18 protein-coding genes are annotated in these 17,312 nt (G+C 65.7%); 10 read left to right on the forward strand and 8 right to left on the reverse strand.

Features of this window, described 5'->3' with window-relative positions; translation table 11 throughout:
- Positions 1–148: 148 nt before the first annotated feature.
- On the reverse strand, positions 149–334 hold the full coding sequence (locus AAFG50_RS28195) for a hypothetical protein (protein ID WP_028173403.1): 186 nt from the start codon (positions 332–334) through the stop codon (positions 149–151).
- A gap of 277 nt (positions 335–611) precedes the next feature.
- Between AAFG50_RS28195 and AAFG50_RS28200 the strand changes: the two genes are divergently transcribed.
- The 5 genes from AAFG50_RS28200 (at position 612) to AAFG50_RS28220 (ending at position 5,702) form a co-directional block, all read left to right on the forward strand.
- Positions 612–1,529 carry a branched-chain amino acid ABC transporter permease gene (locus AAFG50_RS28200; protein ID WP_011088417.1) on the forward strand — a complete coding sequence of 306 codons (918 nt, stop codon included), beginning with the start codon at positions 612–614 and terminating at the stop codon, positions 1,527–1,529.
- Between the two features lie 11 nt (positions 1,530–1,540).
- On the forward strand, positions 1,541–2,866 hold the full coding sequence (gene livM, locus AAFG50_RS28205) for a high-affinity branched-chain amino acid ABC transporter permease LivM (RefSeq protein ID WP_011088418.1): 1,326 nt from the start codon (positions 1,541–1,543) through the stop codon (positions 2,864–2,866).
- Entirely contained in the window at positions 2,863–3,696 is an 834-nt protein-coding gene (locus AAFG50_RS28210; protein ID WP_011088419.1) for an ATP-binding cassette domain-containing protein, read from the forward strand. The genes livM and AAFG50_RS28210 overlap by 4 nt, the downstream gene beginning before the upstream one ends.
- The gene (locus tag AAFG50_RS28215) at positions 3,693–4,433 is read left to right on the forward strand and encodes an ABC transporter ATP-binding protein (RefSeq protein ID WP_011088420.1); all 741 of its coding nucleotides are present in this window, start codon (positions 3,693–3,695) and stop codon (positions 4,431–4,433) included. Before AAFG50_RS28210 ends, AAFG50_RS28215 begins: the two co-directional genes overlap by 4 nt.
- 150 nt (positions 4,434–4,583) lie before the next feature.
- The gene (locus tag AAFG50_RS28220; protein ID WP_011088421.1) at positions 4,584–5,702 is read left to right on the forward strand and encodes a branched-chain amino acid ABC transporter substrate-binding protein; all 1,119 of its coding nucleotides are present in this window, start codon (positions 4,584–4,586) and stop codon (positions 5,700–5,702) included.
- A 92-nt stretch (positions 5,703–5,794) separates the two neighbouring features.
- Here the strand turns inward: AAFG50_RS28220 and AAFG50_RS28225 are convergent, their stop codons facing one another.
- Complete coding sequence (locus AAFG50_RS28225; protein ID WP_028173402.1) at positions 5,795–6,181, reverse strand: response regulator; 387 nt, start codon at positions 6,179–6,181, stop codon at positions 5,795–5,797.
- Positions 6,182–6,406: 225 nt separating this feature from the next.
- Here AAFG50_RS28225 and AAFG50_RS28230 point away from each other — a divergent pair, with 225 nt between their 5' ends.
- A complete protein-coding gene (locus AAFG50_RS28230) occupies positions 6,407–9,232 on the forward strand; it encodes a PAS domain S-box protein (RefSeq protein WP_074076787.1) in 2,826 nt (941 codons plus the stop codon).
- Between the two features lie 59 nt (positions 9,233–9,291).
- Positions 9,292–10,290: a P1 family peptidase gene (locus AAFG50_RS28235; protein WP_028173400.1), complete on the forward strand. Its 999-nt coding sequence runs from the start codon at positions 9,292–9,294 to the stop codon at positions 10,288–10,290.
- Between the two features lie 155 nt (positions 10,291–10,445).
- Here AAFG50_RS28235 and AAFG50_RS28240 read toward each other — a convergent pair whose 3' ends face one another.
- Entirely contained in the window at positions 10,446–11,228 is a 783-nt protein-coding gene (locus AAFG50_RS28240; protein ID WP_011088425.1) for an EF-hand domain-containing protein, read from the reverse strand.
- Positions 11,229–11,482: 254 nt separating this feature from the next.
- Here AAFG50_RS28240 and rpe point away from each other — a divergent pair, with 254 nt between their 5' ends.
- From rpe to AAFG50_RS28255, 3 genes are all read left to right on the forward strand, one after another.
- The gene (rpe, locus tag AAFG50_RS28245; RefSeq protein WP_011088426.1) at positions 11,483–12,184 is read left to right on the forward strand and encodes a ribulose-phosphate 3-epimerase; all 702 of its coding nucleotides are present in this window, start codon (positions 11,483–11,485) and stop codon (positions 12,182–12,184) included.
- Between the two features lie 304 nt (positions 12,185–12,488).
- Positions 12,489–12,668, forward strand: coding sequence for a hypothetical protein (locus tag AAFG50_RS28250; protein WP_028173399.1), 180 nt, complete (start codon positions 12,489–12,491; stop codon positions 12,666–12,668).
- 24 nt (positions 12,669–12,692) lie between these two features.
- Positions 12,693–12,884 carry a hypothetical protein gene (locus AAFG50_RS28255; protein ID WP_028173398.1) on the forward strand — a complete coding sequence of 64 codons (192 nt, stop codon included), beginning with the start codon at positions 12,693–12,695 and terminating at the stop codon, positions 12,882–12,884.
- Positions 12,885–12,910: 26 nt separating this feature from the next.
- Here the strand turns inward: AAFG50_RS28255 and AAFG50_RS28260 are convergent, their stop codons facing one another.
- From AAFG50_RS28260 to AAFG50_RS28280, 5 genes are all read right to left on the reverse strand, one after another.
- On the reverse strand, positions 12,911–14,344 hold the full coding sequence (locus AAFG50_RS28260; RefSeq protein ID WP_028173397.1) for a bifunctional serine/threonine-protein kinase/universal stress protein: 1,434 nt from the start codon (positions 14,342–14,344) through the stop codon (positions 12,911–12,913).
- Between the two features lie 6 nt (positions 14,345–14,350).
- Positions 14,351–15,091 carry a metallophosphoesterase family protein gene (locus tag AAFG50_RS28265; RefSeq protein ID WP_011088429.1) on the reverse strand — a complete coding sequence of 247 codons (741 nt, stop codon included), beginning with the start codon at positions 15,089–15,091 and terminating at the stop codon, positions 14,351–14,353.
- A 117-nt stretch (positions 15,092–15,208) separates the two neighbouring features.
- Positions 15,209–15,814 carry a hypothetical protein gene (locus tag AAFG50_RS28270; RefSeq protein WP_028173396.1) on the reverse strand — a complete coding sequence of 202 codons (606 nt, stop codon included), beginning with the start codon at positions 15,812–15,814 and terminating at the stop codon, positions 15,209–15,211.
- Positions 15,807–16,478, reverse strand: a complete 672-nt coding sequence (locus AAFG50_RS28275; RefSeq protein WP_011088431.1) for a hypothetical protein — start codon at positions 16,476–16,478, stop codon at positions 15,807–15,809. The genes AAFG50_RS28270 and AAFG50_RS28275 overlap by 8 nt, the downstream gene beginning before the upstream one ends.
- Positions 16,475–17,245 carry a MotA/TolQ/ExbB proton channel family protein gene (locus AAFG50_RS28280; RefSeq protein WP_011088432.1) on the reverse strand — a complete coding sequence of 257 codons (771 nt, stop codon included), beginning with the start codon at positions 17,243–17,245 and terminating at the stop codon, positions 16,475–16,477. The genes AAFG50_RS28275 and AAFG50_RS28280 overlap by 4 nt, the downstream gene beginning before the upstream one ends.
- Positions 17,246–17,312 lie beyond the last annotated feature (67 nt).

Raw genomic sequence — 17,312 nt, forward strand, 5'->3', positions numbered from 1 at the left:
GGGATGGTGCGTCAGCACCAGACCCGGAATCTCGAGATTCCGGGCTCGGCTCTTCGAGCCGCCCCGGAACGACGCCAAGCAGCGAAAAAAAGGCCCCACCTTGCAGCGGGGCCCTTCTTCACTCCTGCTCACTCACTGGGCTCCCAAACTAGTTGTCCTGACCGCGCTGGCCACCATGCTGCTGGCCGGGCTTGTCACCCTGGCGCATCGGATCCTGCTGCTGCTGTCCGGGTTTCTGCCCACCGCCCTGCTGCTGCCCTGGCTGCTGACCTGGGCGCTGCTGGCCGGGGTTCTGAGTCTGCTGACCCGGATTCTGGTTCTGCTGCTTCGTCATCGGGGGGAACTCCCTTGTTGGACGTCAGAGGGAAGCTAACAACCGCCCTCGGATTTGGTTGCCACGCGGAACCCGGTTCCTCGCAGCTGCGGAACCGGGAGACGACATCCGTAACCAAATGAGTTCTGTACAAGCCGTTATGCCTAGGCCTGCCCAGTTGCGGCCGCCAGTTCCCTCCTGTTACAAAACGAGAAGAATGCTCAAGGGCTGCCGGGGCCCAAGAACTCTCTCGAAGAGCTCCCTTTGAGCCCGCGTCAAGTTTGGGTAACGGCAGCCTATGGATTATTTCGCCCAGCAGCTCATCAACGGCCTCGTGCTCGGCTCCATCTACGGCCTGATCGCGATCGGCTACACGATGGTCTACGGCATCGTCGGCATGATCAACTTCGCCCATGGCGACGTCTTCATGATCGGCGGCTTCATCGCCCTGATCACCTTCCTGATCCTGATCTCGCTCGGCCTGACCGCGATCCCGGTGATCCTGCTCGTCGTGCTGCTGGTCGCGATGGCGATCACGGCGCTCTATGGCTGGACCATCGAGCGCATCGCCTACCGGCCGCTGCGGCATTCCTTCCGTCTCGCCCCGATGCTGTCGGCGATCGGCATGTCGTTCGTGCTGACCAATTACTCGCAGGTGGCGCAAGGCGCCCGCGTCAAGCCGATCCCGCCCTTCATCACCGGCGGCTACACGCTGCATGAGAGCGCGGACGGATTCGTCATCCAGCTCTCCAACATCCAGATCATGGTGGTCATCACCACCATCGTGCTGCTGGCGATCTTTACCTGGCTGGTGTCGCACACGCGGCTCGGGCGCGACATGCGCGCCTGCGAGCAGGACCAGACCATGGCGGCCCTGCTGGGCGTCGACGTCGACCGCACGATCTCCATGACCTTCGTGATCGGCGCGGCGCTCGCCGCGGTCGCGGGTTTCATGTACCTGCTCTATTACGGTCTGGTCGATTTCTTCATGGGCTTCGTCGCCGGCATCAAGGCCTTCACGGCGGCCGTGCTCGGCGGAATCGGCTCGCTGCCGGGCGCCATGCTCGGCGGTCTTGCGATCGGCCTGATCGAGACGTTCTGGTCGGCCTATTTCTCGGTCGAATACAAGGACGTCGCGGCATTCTCGATCCTGATCGTCGTGCTGATCTTCATGCCGACCGGCCTGCTCGGCCGTCCCGAAGTCGAAAAAGTCTGACGGACCGCCGCGTGACAGCCATTCCGCACGAGACCAAGCACGCAAGCCGCACCGCCGGCATCACCTATATCCTGAAGAAATCCCTGCTCAGTGCACTGGTCGCGCTGGTGCTGTTCTCACTGATGGTCGGCGTCCGGACCGAGGCCGGTTCCGACGGCCAGCTCACTTATTGGACGCGCTTCGGCGAGGTCGCAGCGCTTGTCGCCGCCGTGTTCGGCGGCTCGATCGTGATCGAGCTGCTCCGGCAATGGCTCGGCCCGACCGGCGCCGAGAAGCTGGTGCCGCCTGCAGTGCATCGCGGGATGTCGTTCGTCGGCCGCTACCTCGCGCCCGCGCTTTTGATCTTCACGCTGCTGGTGCCCGTCATCTTCTATAACCAGCGCTACATCCTCGACCTCGCGATCCTCGTGCTCACCTATGTCATGCTGGGCTGGGGATTGAACGTCGTGGTCGGCCTCGCCGGCCTGCTCGATCTCGGCTACGTCGCCTTCTATGCGGTCGGCGCCTATTCCTACGGCCTGCTCGCCACCAATTTCGGCTGGTCGTTCTGGATCTGCCTGCCGCTCGCCGGCATCCTCGCCGCGTTCTGGGGCGTGCTGCTCGGCTTTCCCGTGCTGCGGCTGCGCGGCGACTATCTCGCCATCGTGACGCTGGCCTTCGGCGAGATCATCCGCCTCGTCATCATCAACTGGCAGAGCCTGACCGGAGGCCCCAACGGCGTCTCCGGCATTCCCCGCCCCACCTTCTTCGGCATCCCGCTCGACAACAGCGACGACGGGCTCGCCGCCAAGCTCGGCATCGAGTACTCAGCGACCCACCGCATCGTCTTCCTGTTCTATTTGATCCTGGCGCTCGCGCTGCTCACCAACTGGGTGACGATCCGCCTGCGCCGCCTGCCGATCGGCCGCGCCTGGGAGGCCTTGCGCGAGGACGAGGTCGCCTGCCGCGCGCTCGGCATCAACACCACGACCACCAAGCTTACCGCGTTCGCGACCGGCGCGATGTTCGGCGGCTTTGCCGGTGCGTTCTTCGCCACCCGCCAGGGCTTCATCAGCCCGGAATCCTTCACCTTCCAGGAATCGGCATTGGTGCTGGCCATCGTCGTGCTTGGCGGCATGGGCTCGCAACTCGGCGTGGCGCTCGCCGCGCTGGCCATGATCGGGGGCTTCGAGCTGTTCCGCAGCCTCGAGACCTACCGCATGCTGGTGTTCGGCATGGCCATGGTGCTGATCATGATCTGGCGGCCGCGCGGCCTGGTCGGCCATCGCGCGCCGACCGTGTATCTGACCAAGGCGCAGGCGATCTCCTCCGACCTCGTCAAGGAAGGGCACGGATGAGCGGCGACAAGATTCTCAACGTCGACCGGCTGACCATGCGCTTCGGCGGCATCGTTGCCGTGCAGGACCTGTCGCTCTCGGCCGAGCGCAAGAAGATCACCGCGCTGATCGGGCCGAACGGCGCCGGCAAGACCACGGTCTTCAACTGCATCACCGGCTTCTACAAGCCGAGCGGCGGCACCATTCGCCTCACCCATGACGATGGCCGGACGATCGCCCTGGAGCGGCTGAACGATTTCCGCATCGCCAAGCTGGCCAAGGTGGCGCGCACCTTCCAGAACATCCGCCTGTTTCCCGGCATGACCGCGCTGGAAAACCTGATGGTGGCGCAGCACAACGCCTTGATGCGGGCCTCCGGCCTCACCTTTCTCGGCCTGATCGGTGCGCCCGGCTATCGCGATGCCGAGAAGCGCGCGATCGATCTGGCCACCGACTGGCTCAGGCGGGTCAACCTGCTCGACCGCGCCGACGATGCCGCCGGCAATTTTGCCTATGGCGACCAGCGCCGGCTCGAGATCGCGCGCGCGATGTGCACCGAGCCCGCGCTTCTGTGCCTGGACGAGCCGGCCGCCGGCCTCAACGCGCGCGAGAGCGCCGCCTTGAGCGAGCTCCTGCTCTCGATCCGCAACGAGCTCGGCACCTCGATCCTGCTGATCGAGCACGACATGTCGGTGGTGATGGAAATCTCCGACCATATCGTGGTGATGGACCACGGCGTGAAGATCGCCGAAGGTTCGCCGCGCGCGGTCCGCGACGACCCCAAGGTGATCGCCGCCTATCTCGGCGCCGACGAGGAAGAAGCCGTGGCCGTGATGGAGAGCGGGTCGTGACTTCACCCACTCCCCTGCTCGCGATCCGCAGCCTTCGCGCCGCCTACGGCAAGATCGAGGCGCTGAAGGGCGTCGACGTCGAAATCAATGCCGGCGAGATCGTGGCGCTGATCGGCGCCAACGGCGCCGGCAAGTCGACGCTGATGATGACCATCTTCGGCAAGCCGCGGGCCCGTGCCGGCCAGATCCTGTACGAAGGCCGCGACATCACCGACGTGCCCACCCACGAGATCGCGCATTTGCGCATCGCGCAATCGCCGGAGGGACGGCGCATCTTCCCGCGCATGAGCGTGGCGGAGAACCTCCAGATGGGTGCCGATGCCACCGGATGCACCGATTCCGAGCGCGACGCGACGCTGGAACGCGTCTTCAATCTGTTTCCACGGCTGAAGGAACGCTACGCCCAGCGCGGCGGAACCCTGTCCGGCGGCGAGCAGCAGATGCTGGCGATCGGCCGCGCCTTGATGAGCCGTCCCCGCCTGCTCCTGCTCGACGAGCCCTCGCTCGGGCTCGCGCCGCTGATCGCGCGCCAGATTTTCGATGCGATCCGCACCCTGAACCGGCAGGACGGCCTGACCGTCCTGATCGTCGAGCAGAACGCCAACCATGCGCTCAAGCTCGCCCATCGCGGCTATGTCATGGTCAATGGCCTGATCACGCTGGCCGGGACCGGCGCCGAGTTGTTGCAGCGCCCCGAGATTCGGGCCGCCTATCTGGAAGGCGGCCGGCACGGCTGAGGCGGGCCACGTGCGGCCGAATGTGGCGAGATATCTCCGCCAATGCCCGTATTTTGCCGGTGACTTCTCCTCGAATTCATTCAAGAATGGCGCCGGTTTGGACCGGGCATGCCCGGCAACTTCCACAGGCGACCACCCGCGAGGTATCTCATGAAATCACTGAAGCTCATCGGTCTGGCATTCGGCGCGTCGATCGCGCTGTCGAGCGCGGCATTCGCGCAGGATGTCACCATCGCAGTCGCAGGCCCGATGACAGGCACAGAGTCCGCCTTCGGCCGCCAGATGAAGAACGGCGCCGAGATGGCCGTGGCTGATATCAACACCGCCGGCGGCATCAACGGCAAGAAGCTCGCGCTCAACGTCGAGGACGATGCCTGCGATCCCAAGCAGGCGCGCTCGATTGCGGAAAAGATCGCCGGCGCCAAGATCCCCTTCGTCGCCGGACACTACTGCTCGTCGTCGTCGATCCCGGCCTCGGAGGCCTATGCAGACGGCAACGTCCTCCAGATCACCCCAGCCTCCACCAACCCGCTCTTCACCGAGCGCAAGCTGTGGAACGTGGCGCGCGTCTGCGGCCGCGACGATCAGCAGGGCCTGATCGCGGCGCAGTACATCGCCAAGAACTACAAGGGCAAGAACATTGCGATCCTCAACGACAAGACCACCTACGGCAAGGGTCTTGCGGACGAGACCAAGAAGGCGCTCAACAAGGCCGGCATCACCGAGAAGATGTACGAGTCCTACAACAAGGGCGACAAGGACTTCAACGCGATCGTCTCGCGCCTGAAGCGCGACAACATCGATCTCGTCTATGTCGGCGGCTACCATCAGGAGAGCGGCCTGATCCTGCGCCAGATGCGCGACCAGGGTCTCAAGACAGTGCTGATGGCCGGCGACGCGCTCGCCGACAAGGAGTACGCCTCCATCACCGGCCCGGCCGGCGAAGGCACGCTGTTCACCTTCGGCCCCGATCCGCGCAACAAGCCGACCGCCAAGAAGATCGTCGATGCCTTCAAGGCCAAGAACATCGACCCCGAAGGCTACACGCTCTACACGTATGCGGCGATGCAGGTCTGGTCGCAGGCGGCCAAGAAGGCCGGCACCACCGACGCCAAGAAGGTGATGGAGGCGATGAAGGCCGGCAAGTGGGACACCGTGATCGGCCCGATCGAGTATGACGCCAAGGGCGACATCAAGCAGATCGACTACGTCGTCTACAAATGGGATGCCAAGGGCGGCTACGCCGAGATCAAAGGCAACGGCACCTAACGCGCTTGCCGGGCCCCAAGGCCGTTATCCAAGCATCATCACGCCCCGGCTTGCCCGGGGCGTTCTTCTTGGGCAAGCGTCCTGGACAAGGGTCAGACAGCTGCGGGCAGTTCGCCGCCCGCCGCGGCCTGGGCCTTCCGCAGCGCTTGCAGGAGATCGTTCGGCCGAAACGGCTTTTGCAGGCAGACCACGTTGGCAAGGTGAGGCGATTGTTCCATGAAATCCAGCGCCGTCATCCCGGACACCGCAATGATGGGGAGGCCCGGCGCACGCTCCCGCAGGCTCGCGATGACGTCGACGCCGCTGGTGTCGCCAAGGAAGATATCGACGATCGCCACGTCAAACGGGCTTTCCGCGAAGGTTTTCAGCCCGGCCGCACCGCTTTCGGCCTCCGCGACCTCGAAGCGATGGACCCGAAGCACGATCGCGACCATCGCACGGACGTCCTTCTGGTCGTCGATGATGAGAACACGGGGCATAGGGAAGAACTCCCGGATATCGATCAAAATCGATGATTCAAACCTGGAACCCACTCCGGCGGGAGGGCATTATGGCACCGTCCAGTAAAGCGCATCTTACCCGACCCCTATTCCGTGGTCCCACCAGAATTAAGTAATCTGTAACCTTCGGTTGAGTCGCGGCCGCAACAGTTCAAGATGTGCGCCCGTAACCCGCTACCATAGCGCCGGCCTGCGGGGATCCGAATGACGTCGATGAAAATGGCGAAGACCGGTCTGCGAGAGGTGGACGTGCCCGCGACGATCGACCGAAGCACATTCCTTTCGACCCTGCCGGCCACCTCGACCGACCGCACCGCCGCATTGGCGATCGTCGGCATATCCGCAATCCTGTTCGCATTGGCCGTCCCTTTCGCGGGTACCCCGCTCCTGCCCGTCCCGGCCTTTGTCGCGAGCTATCAATCGGCCCTCGCCGTAAGCGACATCGTCACCGCGGTGCTGCTGCTGTCGCAGTTTTCGGTCTTGCGGACCCGCGCGCTGCTGTGGCTCGCGAGCGGCTATCTGTTCACCGCCGCCGCGGCGCTGGTTCATGCCCTCACCTTCCCCGGACTGTTCACCCCGACCGGACTTTTCGGCGCGGGCGGGCAAACCACGGTCTGGCTCTATATGATCTGGCACGGCGGCTTCCCGGTGTTCGTGCTGGGCTATGCCTGGCTGAAGGAGGCCGACGGCGGCGCCAGGATCCGCGGCACGACAATCAGGGCGATCTGCGCCATCGTGTTCGGCGTCGCCGCCGCCATGGCCGTCTTCGCCTGGATCGTCACCGCCTGGCACGATCTGCTCCCGGTCCTGCTGCGCGACGGCCACTACATGCCGGACATGATCGGCGTCGTATCCTTCGTATGGTCGCTCAGCTTTGCCGCCCTCGTCTCGCTCTGGTTCCGCAGGCCGCATTCGGTGATCGACGTCTGGCTCATGGTCGTGATGTGCGCCTGGCTGTTCGATATCGCGCTCTCGGCGATCGTGAACGTCGCGCGCTTCGATCTCGGCTTCTACGTCGGCCGCCTCTACGGCCTCTGCGCGGCGACCTTCGTGCTCGCGGTGCTCCTGGTCGAGAATGTCCGCCTCCAGGCGCAGACCGCGAGCATGGTCGGCGCGCTGAAGCGCCGATCGGACGCCGAGCGCGACTATCACGCCGAGCGCGAGCGGCTGTTCACCGCCGTCGTCGAATCCTCCAACGACGCCATCATCACCAAGTCGCTCGACGGCACCATCACGACCTGGAACAGCGCGGCCGAGCGCGTCTTCGGCTACTCCGCCGACGAGGCGGTCGGCCGTTCCATCGACATCATCATGCCGGACGATCAGCGTGACGATGTCGCCGAGAATCTGGCCCGCACCCGCAACGGCGAGGTCATCGACCAGCAGGAGACCGTACGGCTGCACAAGAGCGGTCAACCCATCGACGTGGTGCTGAGCCAGGTCCCGCTGCGATCGACCGAGGGCAAGATCATCGGCGCGTCCAAGGTGGCCCGCGACGTCACCGAGCGGAAGCGAGCGGAGATGGCGCTCAATCGGGAGATCGAGGAGCGCCAGCGCATTTTCGAGACCTCGCAGGACCTGATCCTGGTCACCGATGGTTTCGGCAATTTCATCCAGGTCAGCCCCAGTGTGAAGGACATCCTCGGCTTCAGCCCGGACGACATGGTCGGGCACAGTGCGATCGAGTTCATCCACCCTGACGACCTCGAGAAGACGCGCAGCGAGATGCGCGCGGCCCGGCGCGGCGCGGTCAAGCGCAGCTTCGAGGCGCGCTACTATCACTACGATGGTCACGAGGTCACGCTGAACTGGATGGGCACCTGGTCCGAGCCGGTGCGGCGCCATTTCTTCATCGGCCGCGACCTCACCGAGAAGCAGGCCGCCGAAGCTCAGCTCCGGCAGGTCCAGAAGATGGATTCGATCGGCCAGTTGACCGGCGGCGTCGCCCACGACTTCAACAACGTGCTGACCGTCATCACCGGCACGATCGGTATTCTTGCGGATGCGGTCGCCGATCGTCCCGAACTCGCCGCCATCACCAAGCTGATCGACGACGCCGCCGAGCGCGGCGCGCAGCTGACCAAGCACCTGCTCGCCTTCGCCCGCAAGCAGCCGCTCCAGCCGCGCGAGATCGACGTCAATGCGCTGACGCTCGAGGCCGCCAAGCTGCTGCATCCGACGCTGGGCGAGCAGATCACCATCATGCCCCAGCTCACCGAGGACGCCTGGCCGACACTGGTCGATCCCGGCCAGCTCTCCACCGCCATCCTCAACCTCGCGCTGAACGCGCGCGATGCCATGCCCGACGGCGGCACCCTGGTGCTCGAGACCCGCAACGTCTTCCTCGACGACGGTTATGCCAGCATGAATCCCGACATCGTTGCCGGCAATTACGTGATGATCGCGGTCAGCGACACCGGCACTGGAATTCCGGCCGATCTGATCGAGCGGGTGTTCGATCCGTTTTTCACGACCAAGGAGGTCGGCAAGGGCACCGGCCTCGGGCTCAGCATGGTGTTCGGCTTCGTCAAGCAGTCCGGCGGCCACATCAAGATCTACAGCGAGGAAGGCCACGGCACGAGCGTGAAGATCTACCTGCCGCGCTCCACCGGCGTGCAGGAGACCGAGTTCGAGGCGCTCCAGAACGCGCCCGTCGCCGGCGGCAGCGAGAAGATCCTGATCGTCGAGGACGACGCTCTGGTACGGCAATATGTCGTGACCCAGATCAAGAGCCTCGGCTACGCCGCGCTCGAAGCCGCCAACGCGGCCGACGCCCTCACCATCATCGACGCCGACAAGGACATCGACCTGCTCTTCACCGACGTCATCATGCCGGGCGCCATGAACGGCCGCCAGCTCGCCGATGAAGCGGCCCGCCGCCGCCCCGATCTGAAGACGCTGTTCACCTCGGGCTACACCGAGAACGCCATCGTCCATCACGGCCGGCTCGACTCCGGCGTGCTGCTGCTGGCCAAGCCCTACCGCAAGTCCGAGCTGGCCAAGATGCTCAGAACGGCGCTCGCCAGTTGAGCCTGCGGCATCTCTGCGCTATCGCAGAAGCGAACTCCTCATCAGCGCGCGAGGCCACCTTGAAAAATCTGCTGACCGACATCGCCGGCGTCCGCGTCGGCCATGCCGAGGATGCCAAAGTCGCCTCCGGCACGACCGCGATCATTTTCGATTCCCCCGCGGTCGCGGCGATCGACGTCCGCGGTGGCGGCCCCGGCACGCGCGAGGACGCACTGCTCGATCTCGCCAATACCGTCGAACGCGTCGACGCGATCGCGCTGTCGGGCGGCTCCGCCTTCGGCCTCGATACCGGCGGCGGCGTGCAGGCCTGGCTCGCCGAGCAGGGCCGCGGTCACCGGGTTCGCGAAGCCCTGATCCCGATCGTGCCGGGCGCGATCCTGTTCGATCTCCTCAACGGCGGCGACAAGGCCTGGGGACGCTTCTCGCCCTATCGCGACCTCGGCTACGCCGCGGCAGCCGCCGCCGGCACGGACTTCGCGATCGGCAGCGTCGGCGCGGGCGTAGGTGCCACCACCGCAACGTTCAAGGGCGGGCTCGGCTCAGCCTCGGCGGTGACGCCTGATGGCGTCAAGGTCGCGGCGATCGTCGCCGTCAACGCGGTGGGCAGTGTCACCGTCGGCAACGGGCCGTGGTTCTGGGCGGCGCCGTTCGAGGTGGACGGCGAATACGGCGGACGCGGCCTGCCCGACAAGTTCACCGACGACATGCTCCGCATGCGCATCAAGGGCGGTCCCGCCGCGAGCGCGCGCGAAAATACCACCATCGGGGCCGTCGTCACCGACGCGGTGCTGACCAAGCCCCAGGCCAAGCGGCTGGCGATGATCGCCCACACCGGCTTCGCGCGCGCCATCTATCCGGTGCATGCACCGACCGACGGCGACGTGCTGTACGCGGCTGCGACCTGCGAGAAGTCGATCGAGCCGCTGGTCGGCCTCACCGAGCTCGGCACCGTCGCCGCCAACGTGGTCGCGCGCGCAATCGCACGCGGCGTGTATTGCGCAACCGCGCTGCCGTTCGGCGGCGCGCAGCCGGCATGGCGGGACCGGTTTGGTGGGTAGTTGAACGCCCGTCACATCAGGTGTCATCGCCCGGCGAAGACCGGGCGATCCAGTATTCCAGAGACGGTTGTGATTGAACCGAAAGGCCGCGGCGTACTGGATGCCCCGCTTTCGCGGGGCATGACAGCGCAATTTGGCGAGAGAGCGTTCTTGGCTCACACGCTCATCGACATCGACGAGCCGGCGGTCGCTGAGGCGCCTTGCCCCTGCCCGCCTTGCCGCTGCATCAACTGCGCGAACAGATCGTAAGCCGAATTAGGGGAGCTGGAGGCGCCCGGGACCGTCGTCGACATCTTGAAGCCGTCGGCATAGGTGACGGTGGTGGTGGTCGAGCCGTCGGCGGCGGTCGTCGTGGTCGAGGTCGATCCGCCGCTCGGCTTCGAGGAGGAATCCGATCCCTCGCCGGAGCCGCTGGCACCGTGGGCATGGCCGCGATGGCCGCTCTTCAGCGCCTTCGACATCTCGTCGAGGTTGACACTGCCGTCGGAATTCGAATCCAGCTTCGAGAACACGTCATCGGCCTGCGCCAGATTGGTGCCGCCGGCTCCCAGCGCTTTCTCGAATTCGGACTTGGTGATCTTGCCGTCGCCGTCCGCATCGATCTGCGAGAACAGGTCCTTCAGCGCAGCGTCCCGGCGGGTCGAGGACGACGAGTTCGACGAGGTCGAGGTCGTCGCGCTGCTGGTGCCGTCCGACGATTGGCTTTGCGCGGCGATCAGCGCGCTCATCGTCTCCGGCGCGATCTGCGAGCAATTGCCCGAGTTGGCCGACGAGGTCGCGCCGCTGCTCGTGCTGTTGCTGCCGCTGTCGATCGCGAACGGATTGGTCGGCGCGCTTTGCGATGATCCCGTCTTCTGCGTCGACGACGACGATTTCGGGTTCGTCAGCGACTGGATCGCGTCAAGCGCCGTCGAGACGGCGCCAAGAGCAAACAGCATTGCACAACTCCAACCGATGCGGCATGCCGCGGTCAATGTTCCGGGGAGGAAGTCAGCAAGCGCCGTGCCAGCGCGAAAAGCTCAATGAATTCCGCTTCCAGCGCACCTGGCGCGGCCCGGCGATATCGGCAATTCGTGCCGCAGACGGCAGAAATTTCCGCCCACAGGCAGCGCGCCTGTCCTGCATTGCCCGCCACGAAGGCCCATGTTAGGCGAGGCCCATTCCTCTTCCGGCCGCCACGGGAAACAGCGCCATGACCCAAGCCTTCACCCCCCGCCCCCTGGCAATCGCCCCCTCGATCCTGGCCTCGGATTTCTCCAGGCTCGGCGAAGAGGTGCGCGCGGTGGACGCCGCCGGCGCCGACTGGATCCATCTCGACGTGATGGACGGGCACTTCGTCCCGAACATTTCCTATGGCCCCGACGTCATCAAGGCGATGCGCCCGCACACCAAGAAGGTGTTCGACGCGCACCTGATGATCTCGCCCTGCGATCCCTACCTCGAGGCCTTCGCCAAAGCCGGCTGCGACCACATCACGGTCCATGCGGAAGCAGGTCCCCATCTGCACCGCTCGCTCCAGGCGATCCGCGCGCTCGGCAAGAAGGCGGGCGTCTCGCTCAATCCGGGCACGCCCATCGGCGTACTCGAATACGTCATCGACCTGGTCGATCTCGTGCTGGTGATGTCGGTCAATCCCGGCTTCGGCGGCCAGGCCTTCATTCCCTCCGCGATCGGCAAGATCCGCGACATCCGCGCGATGACGGCGGGCCGTCCGATCGACATCGAGGTCGACGGCGGGGTCGGTCCCGACGTCGCGGGCGCGCTCGCCGCGGCCGGCGCCAACGCCTTCGTCGCCGGCACCTCCGTGTTCAGGGGCGGCACGCAGGACGCCTACAGGACCAATATTGCCGCGATCCGCAATGCCGCCGCAGGCGCCCGCGGCGAAGCCATCTGAGCCGCATCGGACTCTGCACGAGCGGCGAAAACCTGCGGCTCTTACGGGTGCCGCAGCGCGCGATGCCTAAAATTGCAACTGCGACCCGTACTCATCCGGGCTTCACTGATTCGCGCAAATCACCGCTACTGGCTCCTGCCTGCTTTTGACGGGAGCACATCATGACGACGACCCTGGTTTGGACTGGCGTGGCGTTGTGGCTTGGTTTCAGTGCATTTGTGGTGTTTGGCCCAACGGTCGGACCGGAGAAGGTTGCGGCACGTTCCGCTCGCGTCCATCGCCTTCATCGCCGGGGCTGACGTCCATGCAGATCGCGGTCGTAAAATGTCAGCCGAAGCGCAGGTGCCGGATTCCGCGTCGCCCGCATCCGAGCCTCGATTATTTCTTCGGCCGCCTCGAGCGCGCCGACGGCGCCATGGATGACGATGCCGAGCTCGACAATTCGGAGCTCGACCATTCGTTGCCCTCGCAGCGCCGACACTGAGAACCTCCTTTCCGGATCAAATCCATGAAACCGCATTGCCCGAACTGCCTGAAGGAAATGACCAAGGCATCCGCGTCGCGTAACCTGTTCAATTGCGAGCCCTGCCGCGAGATCATCCAGTATTTCGGCGGCAGCGCGGATCACGGCGAGCCCGGTCCGCAATTCTCCTGGCCCATCCGCCGCAGGCGCACCGGCCATACCGCCCACGCGGCCTGATCTCTTCTCGGCGACGCCGGGCGCGCCTATCCCGCCGCCTCGCCGGCATCGGCCTCATCACCCGCCATTCGCGGCGGCCGCACCACGGTGACGGTGCAGGCCGCTTCCGCGGCCACCTTGGCCGAGACGCTGCCGAGCAGCGTGCGCCTGAATGAGCCCTGCCGCGCCCCGATGATGACGTGGTCGACGTGGTTGACCTCGGCGAATTCCAGGATCGCAGCGGCCGGATCGACCGCCTCCAGCACATGAGCCGACAGCCGGCTCTCGTCCAGCTTCAGCGGCGTGGCCCAATGCCGGAGCGCCACCAGCCGGTCGATATGCTTGTTGGAGCCCTGCTCGTCCAGCGTCCGGTCGATCGCGATGCGGTTGAGCTTCAGGACGTTGAGGCAGGCAAGCCGCGCCGAGGGCAGCGTGGCGAGAATGCGCTCGGTGGTGACGCGCAGCGCCTCGTTCAGCTCGGGCGCACCTTCCGCCGTGTCGAGCGCGACCGCGAGGATCGGGCTCGATGCGATCTGGGCTGCGACATCCGATTTCGCGCGCGGCTGCATGACGCCCTGGTTGAAGCGGCGCCGCCAGGCGACGCCGAGGGGGTCGCGCTTCATCCGTTCCGAGCGTGTCGTGAGCCTGACCTGGTCCGGATGGGTCAGATCGAAGGCGAGCTGGGACGCGGTCGGATAGCGCCGCACCGGCTCGATCTCGAGACAGCGCAACACCACCTCCTGGAGCCAAGGCGGGTAGTCGGCGCGCAGTGCGCGCGGCGGGTGCGGATCGCGCCACAGCCGGCGCCGCATCGCGCGCAGCGTCTCGCCCTCGCCGAACGGCCGCTCGCCGGTCGTGAAGAAATAGAGCAGCACGCCGAGCGAGAACAGGTCGCTGCGCGGATCGTCGCGCACGCCCAGGAGCCGCTCCGGCGCCATGTAGGGCGCGGTGCCGTAAGGCAGGCGGAACTCCTCCTGCAGGAGATCGGGCAGATGGTTGTGGTGCGACAGGCCGTAGTCGATCAGCACCGCCTCGCCGCTCTCGCGGAACATGATGCTGCTCGGCTTGATGTCGTGATGGATCACGTTCTGCCGATGCAGATCGGCGAGCGCGGTCGCGATCTTCGCGACCAGCAGCCGCGCCTCCTCGTATGGCAGCGGCAGGTCGGCCAGCCGCTTGTAGAGCGTGGTCCCGGGGATGCGCTCGATCACGACATAGGCCTGGTGGGCGAAATCGCCGGTGCCGAAACACGAGGGCACGTGCGGGCCCGCGAGCCGCGGCAGGATCATCATCTCCATCTCGAAGGAGACGATCGCGGCGGGGTCCTCACCCTCCGACACCCGCGGAATTTTCATCAGCAGCGGGACGTCGATGCCGGGATGGGTGACCGTCCACAGCGTCGCCATGCCGCCGGCATGGACGCATTCGCCGATGGTGTAGCCGTTGATCTCCGCGCCTGATTTGACCAGGGGTTTCGGCATCGGCCTCTAGCGTCCCTGCGACAGCCGGTCGGCGAGCCAGGGCGGCAGGCCGTTCTCGCGGATCTTGTTCGCCGCGCTCGCGATGTCATAGGGCACGCGGCAATAGGTGATCTGGCACGAGACCGTGTCGAACAGCACGAAGGATGCGGATGGATCGCTGTCGCGGGGCTGGCCGACCGAGCCGAGCACGGCGAGCCATTGCCGTCCGCGCAAAAGCTGCACCGGGACGTCGGTCTTCGGCACGAAGCTCGTCATCTTCGCCGTCACCGACATCGAATAGAGCGCCGGACGATGAATGTGACCACAGAACGTGACATGGGCGGGCGTCGCGATCAGGCTCTTGGCGGCATCCGCCGTCGAGCGGACGTAGTGCCAGCGCTGGGGACTGGAGGCTTCCGAATGCACGAACAGCCGGTCGCTGTCCGCCACCAGCATCGGCAATTCGGCCAGGAACCGGCGCTGCGCGGCATCAAGCCGGCCGCGGGTCCATTCGATCGCGATCTGCGCCTCGGCATTCATGGTCTCGGCCGAGGAATTGACCGCCTGGTCGTGATTGCCGCGCACGGCCACGGCGCCCCCGGCGACGAGCTCCATCGCGGTATCCACGACCCATTCCGGATCGGCGCCATAGCCGACGAAGTCGCCGAGCAGGATGAACCGCTCTGCGCCCTTCGCACGGGCAACCTTCAGGCAAGCCTCGAACGCCTGCCGGTTGCCGTGGATATCCGAAAAGACAGCGAGAAGCACGCACCCTCCACCCTCAGGTTCTTATCGAAAGCCGATAAGGCCAAATTGAGGGACGTCAAGAAGATGCGCCAGCGCGGGGCCGTTTTCCAGCGTGCCCCCGCCGCGATGGTCAAGGGTCTATTGCTCGTCCTTCGGCGGCATCCGGGGCGGCGGCAGCGGGGTGAATACCGCGCCCTGCGCACCGGCCGGCGGGGCGTTGAACTCGCCGGTCGAGGAATCGCCCCCGCTGGTCTCGAGGATGGTCTTGGGCGTCACATATTCCCGGACCATGTCGATCAAGCTGCCCTCGCCACCGCCGAAATCCGCGGCGCGGCCGCCCTGCGGATGCCCGGCCGCGATCTCGTTCTGCGCCGCGTGGGTCTTGTTGGCCAGCCGGTCGTCATAGGGCACGCGGAAGGCCCGGGGGATGCCGCTCGGACGATTGTCCTCGTCGAGCTGCTCGACCCAGAGATAGATCGAGCCTGGATCGCCCTCCAGCGAATGCGGCTCGACGATGCGGGCCTGTAGCAGCTTGAAGGCAGCAGGCAGCCGGTCGGCGCTGGCCCAGCCGAGCAGCCCGCGCATTTCGGTGAAGCTGACGACGTAGAAAGCGCTGGTCACGACCACCGCGACCGCCTTCAGCGCCCAGTGCAGCCGCGCATAGACCAGCACGACCAGCAGCAGCGCGCCGATGACGGCATAGGCGACCGACAGCGTGAGGATGACCGTCTGCAGGTTACTCACGGCGTATCCTCACACCGGTCTTCGCATCGACGTCGGCGCCGTTGCGCCAGCTGCTGCGGAACGTCTCCAGCAGCGATTTCGGCCGCTGGTCCACATTGACGACCTTGCCTTCCGCATCGAGCCGGAACCGCACCGCGGTCTTCTCGTCGCCGGTGTGGTCGAGCGTGAACTTGTTGTCGAAGATGACCTGCGCGGTCGGATTGAGCTTCTGCACCTTCACATTGGCCGTCACAGGCTCGCCGGTCGTGGCCACGAAGTGGGAGACGTTGACGGTGTATTCGCCGGCAACGATGCCGCGCACGGTGACGATCTCCTCGCGGATGGGCGAAGCGATCTTCTTGCCGTTGACGATGATGAAATCGTTGGCCCCGCCGCGATCGTCGCGGTCGAGCGTGAGGAAGCCGGCCTCGCGATGGCGATACCAGGCGATGTTGCCGGCCGGATCCTGCACGAACAGGTCGAGATCGTCAGGGTGATTGTCCGGCCAGTCCAGCGTGATCATGAACTCGGCCTTGGAGTCGATCTTGCCGTCCTTCGCATCTGGCGAGACCGCAAGCAGCGCCAGGAAGAACAGGAACGCGATCACCTGGAGCGCCTTGAACAGCATCACGCCCAGGGGATCGAACGGCTCCTCGCGCGGATAGAGACCGAAATCATCCATCATGACGGGATTCCGGCGCCCTTGCGTTCCAGCACCGGCGTCACGTACGTCTCGGTCAGCACCACCGCATCCGAGAACACCCGCTGGGTCGCGGCGTCCAGCATGTAGTACTGGATGCGGACCAGGATCGAGCCGACGAGGCCCGCCAGCGTCGTGTACATTGCAACCGCCATGCCGTCGCTCATCAGCCCCATCGAGGACCGCATCGCGACCTTGTCGGCGGCATCCAGCCCGGCGATCGGCGCCAGCATGATGATGAAGCCGATGATGGTACCGAGCAGGCCGAGCTTCATCAGCGTGTCCGAGACGAAGGCGCCGAAGCCGTTGGAGCCGCGCAGGCGGTCGGCCAGCGTCCGCAGCAGCAGCGTCTGGTCAACCGGCCGGTAATCCTGCGCGGCGGCCTTGGTGACCAGGCTGTCGATATGATCGCGCACCAGTCCGCGCGGCAGAGCCGTCGCGCTCGCATCGAGCAGCTTGCTGCCGCCGGGCGCCGCGAGCGCCGCCCTGCAGCGCCGCGCCGCCGCCCCCTCCCGCGCGATCGCCCGCGTGCGCAGGAAGCAATGGCCGCAGGTGAGGACATAGAGCAGCGCGATCACGCTGGAAATGTAGGTCCGGTCCGAGGTCAGCATCAGGTGGATCAGGCCGAAGCGCCACAACAGCACGACGGCGAAGATCGAAAGCCCGGTGAAGATCATCCAGAACAGGAGCGCGCTGCGCTCGGACGGGTCGGCAGCAGACCCTGCGATCGGTCCAATCGTCATCGAACTCATGCTGCACCGCTCCTGGCTTGCAGGGATTGTCCTGCAACGATTCCACCCCGATTAGATCAAAGCCGCC

It is taken from the genome of Bradyrhizobium sp. B039 (assembly GCF_038965675.1).
Lineage (GTDB): Bacteria > Pseudomonadota > Alphaproteobacteria > Rhizobiales > Xanthobacteraceae > Bradyrhizobium > Bradyrhizobium diazoefficiens.